This window comes from Paraburkholderia sp. NMBU_R16 (genome assembly GCF_013282575.1).
GTDB lineage: Bacteria > Pseudomonadota > Gammaproteobacteria > Burkholderiales > Burkholderiaceae > Trinickia.
Map to the genome: position 1 here is coordinate 1 of NZ_JAAAYE010000122.1, position 4,761 is coordinate 4,761.

Here is a 4,761-nt window from a genome sequence, read left to right on the forward strand (position 1 = left end):
TGGAACCGCTCGGCTATATCCCACCCGCTGAAGCTGAGGCAAACTATTACCGGCAACTCAGCAACGGAGTTGCGATGCCGGCATCAACTTAAACCAACCAGCCTCCACGATTCCCGGGGCGATTCAAAGGTCTTCACCTCTCTACGGTCAGTTAATTAACCAAGCAAACCACTTCAACTGCCTCCCTTCGCCATGTGATCGGCTTTCCCGACCTCGGACTACTACGGACACGTCATCGGGGGCACACTCCCTTGGCATACGTGCAGACCTTCCCCAGTTCACATGCTGGACTCATCACATGGGCGAGGTTGCCTGTCGCAGTCTTTATCCTTGCTTGCCGCAAGTCGTCACGAACATCGCGGTCTAGCTGCGCGCTCCCCGTGATTCCGTGCTGTCTGGCATACATGTCCGCTCAGCAGTCGTGTCGCCAACCCTTGGATGTGGCCGGTGACAGTTCGCGCCCTGCCTGTCAAGCGGTGTAGGCAGGGGTGACATTTCAACCCTCAGATGCGTTTCAACAGGTTCGTGTTCCTCAACCGTCCCATGCTCAGCCTAGAGACTCATCTTGGCGTAACCGCTTCGCCGCAAGCCCCGTTTCCCACGGACTACGTCAGGTCACCTTGCCAGTGTCGACAAGTCACCGCCGCTTCGGCTCACTTCCTCTCGCAGCAGAGGAAGGGCATGCCCCGATACTCCAACGTCAGTTCCTTCGGGGACTGCACCAAACATGCTCAAGCAACTTCACCCCCATACGGGCGGGCTACGCTGGCTGGGCGTACCGTACGTGAAGTCCGACACCCAGAGCTGGTTCGGCCGATCAGCCTTGAACTGACGGTTGACCCGATCCAGCGGCCGCGCGGCCGAGGCATCAGGGACGGTCGTGCGAACCCGCCTGCCGCGACTCACACCGCGCAATCCTTGTTGCTTCATCAGGCGCTCGACCGTGCAACGCGCCACCGAAATGCCTTCTCGGTTCATCTGCTTCCAGACTTTATCCGCACCGTAGACCTGCATGTTGTTCTGCCAGACGCGCTTGATCTCGGGCCGCAGGACCGCATCACGTTTCGCTCGCGCGCACATCCGCGATGGATCCCGAAGCTGTGCAGCGTGGCGCCGATAGCCCGACGGGGCAATCCGCAACACCTTTCGTCCACCGGAAAATGCAGTCGTTTCAGAACCTTCGCAACGCCGGGCGACAACGCCTTACGCGAAATACTTCCTTCTTCACTGGCACTTTGGGCAAAATTTTCACGTCCCGATTTTACAATACCCCCTTAGCGCGACAGAGCCTCCAACTTCGCCATTCGACGACATTTTTCGCTGGATGTTCGTCGAACGCTCGGTGACTGACTAGCATCATCGTTCAGTCAGCAATCGCTTTATTGCGAAATCGAGTAGATTCTTTGCCTCGACTGATTACTTTTAACCCATATCTTCCTAGCTCTGCATCATGCGATGGGTCAGCATCGACGGAAGAGATGCTGAACATGTACCCACGTGACGTAATTATGCAATTAAAAATTACCTGACGATTCGTGGTATTCCGTTGCTTATAATGCCGAATGATTGGCGGCTGACAAAAACTACTCTGGAGTGCGAAATCATTTGCCCATAAAAAACAGTTTCGTATCAACCCTGCTTCAGGGTGATAAGCTATAAGCTGTGCTGACATTCGGCAGAAGTGCTAGACGCCACGCACTCAATTGATTTGTTATCTAGACTTGGAAAAACACAATGTTTCGTAAAATATTCGGTGGGACTAATAATACACCCGGCCCGAAGTCCCCCCCCGAGCGACCGGCCTCAGCCAGACCAGCAAGCCCGAGCCCATCATACCCGAGCCACCCGCTTAACACATTTGGCGGCCCGGCGCCCGCGACGTATACGAGGCCCCACACGCAGTCAGATGCGCGTGCGACGCACCCGGCCCTGCTGAGTAGTCTTCTTGGACGAGGGTACGAAATCGCCGACGATCCATATGCGTTCGGACATCCCCCATCTGTTAATCATGCATATACGTCCCGCCCGACGCCCCCCCAGCGACCGGCCTCAGCGGGACCGGCAAGTCAGAATGAAGGACCAGGAGGACCACGTGGGAGGCGCGGGAGGCCCCGCAAGCAGTCAGATGTCACGACGCGACCGACCCTGCTGAGTAGTGCTCTTGGACGAGGGTACGACATCGTCGACAAACCATTTCCGTTCGGACAACCCCCGTCTGAGGAGGTTCCTGATCCTCGCAGGCCATCAACTCCACGAGACCAGTCGCGTCCGCTGATCGCTGTCCAGAACGCCCGCGATGACGTTGCAAAAGTTTCTGCCGGAAAATTCTCCTTTGGGAAAGCGGCGAAGCAGGCTGGACGTACCGCAGCGGAGATGGCAAAAACCACAGCTGCCACTGCCGCAGCCCAACTATTTAACCAAAGACTCGGGCCGGCACAAGGCGATTCGCTCACGACCCTGCCGCTAATTCAAGGCGTCGAACGGGCGCTCAATTCCGGTTTCGATGCCGCTACAAATTCCTGGCTGACTGAAGAGGAGGCAGCACGAGAGTGGTACTTCAACTCTGTAGCCTTAAGCGCCGGAGCTCTCGGAAGACGGCCGGCATCCACCCGGAAAGCAATCGAAAAGCTGGACCGTTCGGTGAGAACTCCTCAATACCATGCAACGCCGCAATGGTATACCAATCAACGGCTAATTCGGAAAATGCTACTCGCAAATCCTTACTATTCCAAGTCAATTCCCTGGGATGAGGGTAACCCTCGGGCTCGGGCTATCGGGAAACAGATCAATTTGCTCATATCGAAATATCCACACGAAGTCCGCCCCAAACTTAGTGCGTTCATTGGAAAAATCGTGGCGAATGCAAACTCGCGCATTGTCACCCAGAGAGCGCAGGCGTACGTGTGGGGTCCCACCGGGACAGGAAAGACTTATTTTGGCGACCAACTCGGCGAGATATTAGACTTGCCCGTCATCAAAATGAATTTGAGTAATGATGGAAATATCAACAATCTTCTTCCGATGGAGGAGTCGTATGGATATCAATCCGACGTTGATGTGAAACGCGCATTTGGCGATCTGGCGCTGAAAATTATTGAATGCGGGTATGTCAATCCGATTATTCTTTTGGATGAATTTAGCGCACTACACCATTTTGCGGAAGCGCAGCTTAAGAGGCTTCTGGATCCCACAGCCAAAGAAATCCCGATTCCCCAACTTGATGTCAGCATAGATTGGAGCAAGGTTACAGTCATCATCTTGAGCAACGACAAACTCACCGATTCCGCATTGTTGGCGCGACTGACATATCTTGCCTTCGATCGGCTCGATCCGAGTGTAAAAAATTACTTACTTGATAAGGCGATTGAGGAAGTCGCCCAGACTTACAAACGGCGTTTCACGCAAGATCGGTATGATCGAAAACTTGCGGTATGTAAATCATATTCTAATTTCATGCTTGAAAAAGACGAAAATAATCCGGGGGTGAGAGTTCTCCGCAGTGTCGCGGATGGATTGGTTCATCTTGTCTTCAATGGGAGAAGCACAAGCGACAGGAGAATAACAAGGTATCTGACGGATACATTCGAAGGGTTGAAAACTGCAACCGCCGAACGTCGCCCAATGGGTGATTTTTACTATCACGGAGGAGGCTACTAGGTAGTAATCGTTCAGATCCCCAGTGCACTGGTCGGATTTTCACGATGCGTTTGACCGCGCGGGACGTGCGACGGAATTGTCAAGTTGGTCGGTGCGAGGACGAGCAGAGGCGTGCGAAGGTGTGCGCCGCTGCTTATGCCGTCCAGCGGTATTGTCAACTTGGCGGGCGGTGCGCGGTTAAAATCATGTCGTTATACACAACGTCCCCGTCGTTCGGCGCGGGCGACGAAGCCCGTTGACTTTCAATGACATACAGCGGCGCTTGTAAACTGTCGGCGTTTCGCGTTTACTCTCCGCTTTTGAGCGGACGCCTTGGTCACCGAATCGACGCCCTGGACACAAACGGAATTCGAGCAACTGGACCTGGGGGACGCGCGCCTGAACAAGCGAGCGAGGCTTTTGATGGAAAGAATGTCGGCCGAGCCGACGGCCAGTGTGCCTCAGGCATGCCACGGTTGGGGCAACGATAGCGGCGTACCGCTTTTTCGATAACGAGAAGGTCCAGTGGCATGCGATTCTGGAGCCGCATTGGCAGCAGACGCAAAAGCGGATGCAAACGCATCGCGTCGTGCTCTGTCTTCAGGACACGACCGAGCTTGATTTCAACGGTCAGGAGGCGATCGGACTGGGTCCGCTGACGTATGAGGCGCAGCGCGGGATGTTCGTTCACCCGACCTATGCGGTGACGCCACAGCGCGAGCCGTTGGGCATCCTGGACGCGTGGATGTGGGCTCGCGAGAAGAAGGACGAGTCGGGCAAGCGTGGTGGTCCGAAGGAAAGTTTGCGTTGGAGCGAAGGCTACGAGCGCATCGCCGAGATGGCGCCGGATATGCCCTCGACCCGCCTGGTGTATGTGGCTGACCGCGAAGCGGATCTGATGGCATTGATGGAGCGCGCCGACGCGTTGGGCAACCCGGCCGACTGGCTGGTACGTGCCGCGCATAACCGCAGCCTGCCCGAAGGCGATAAGTTGTGGGGTAAGCGGTAAGCCATGGGCGTTATAGAGTTCGCGTAAAGGCAATCGCACAATGCCGCCATTGAGTTCGCTCAGGAGGGGCAAGCGATGACGGCCTTCGCAAGAGAAGAATTGGAATCGGTGTGGCG

At 55.5% G+C, this 4,761-nt stretch carries 1 protein-coding gene and 2 pseudogenes; 2 read left to right on the forward strand and 1 reads right to left on the reverse strand.

Going from position 1 to position 4,761, the window contains the following annotated elements:
• Positions 1-780 precede the first annotated feature (780 nt).
• A pseudogene (locus tag GWC77_RS26885) lies at positions 781-1,146 on the reverse strand (IS3 family transposase); the annotation flags it as partial.
• Between the two features lie 1,227 nt (positions 1,147-2,373).
• Here GWC77_RS26885 and GWC77_RS26890 point away from each other — a divergent pair.
• Together GWC77_RS26890 and GWC77_RS26895 are read left to right on the forward strand one after the other, a co-directional pair.
• Complete coding sequence (locus tag GWC77_RS26890; RefSeq protein ID WP_173262293.1) at positions 2,374-3,657, forward strand: ATP-binding protein; 1,284 nt, start codon at positions 2,374-2,376, stop codon at positions 3,655-3,657.
• 357 nt (positions 3,658-4,014) lie between these two features.
• A pseudogene (locus GWC77_RS26895) lies at positions 4,015-4,633 on the forward strand (IS4 family transposase); the annotation flags it as partial.
• Between the last annotated feature and the right edge of the window lie 128 nt (positions 4,634-4,761).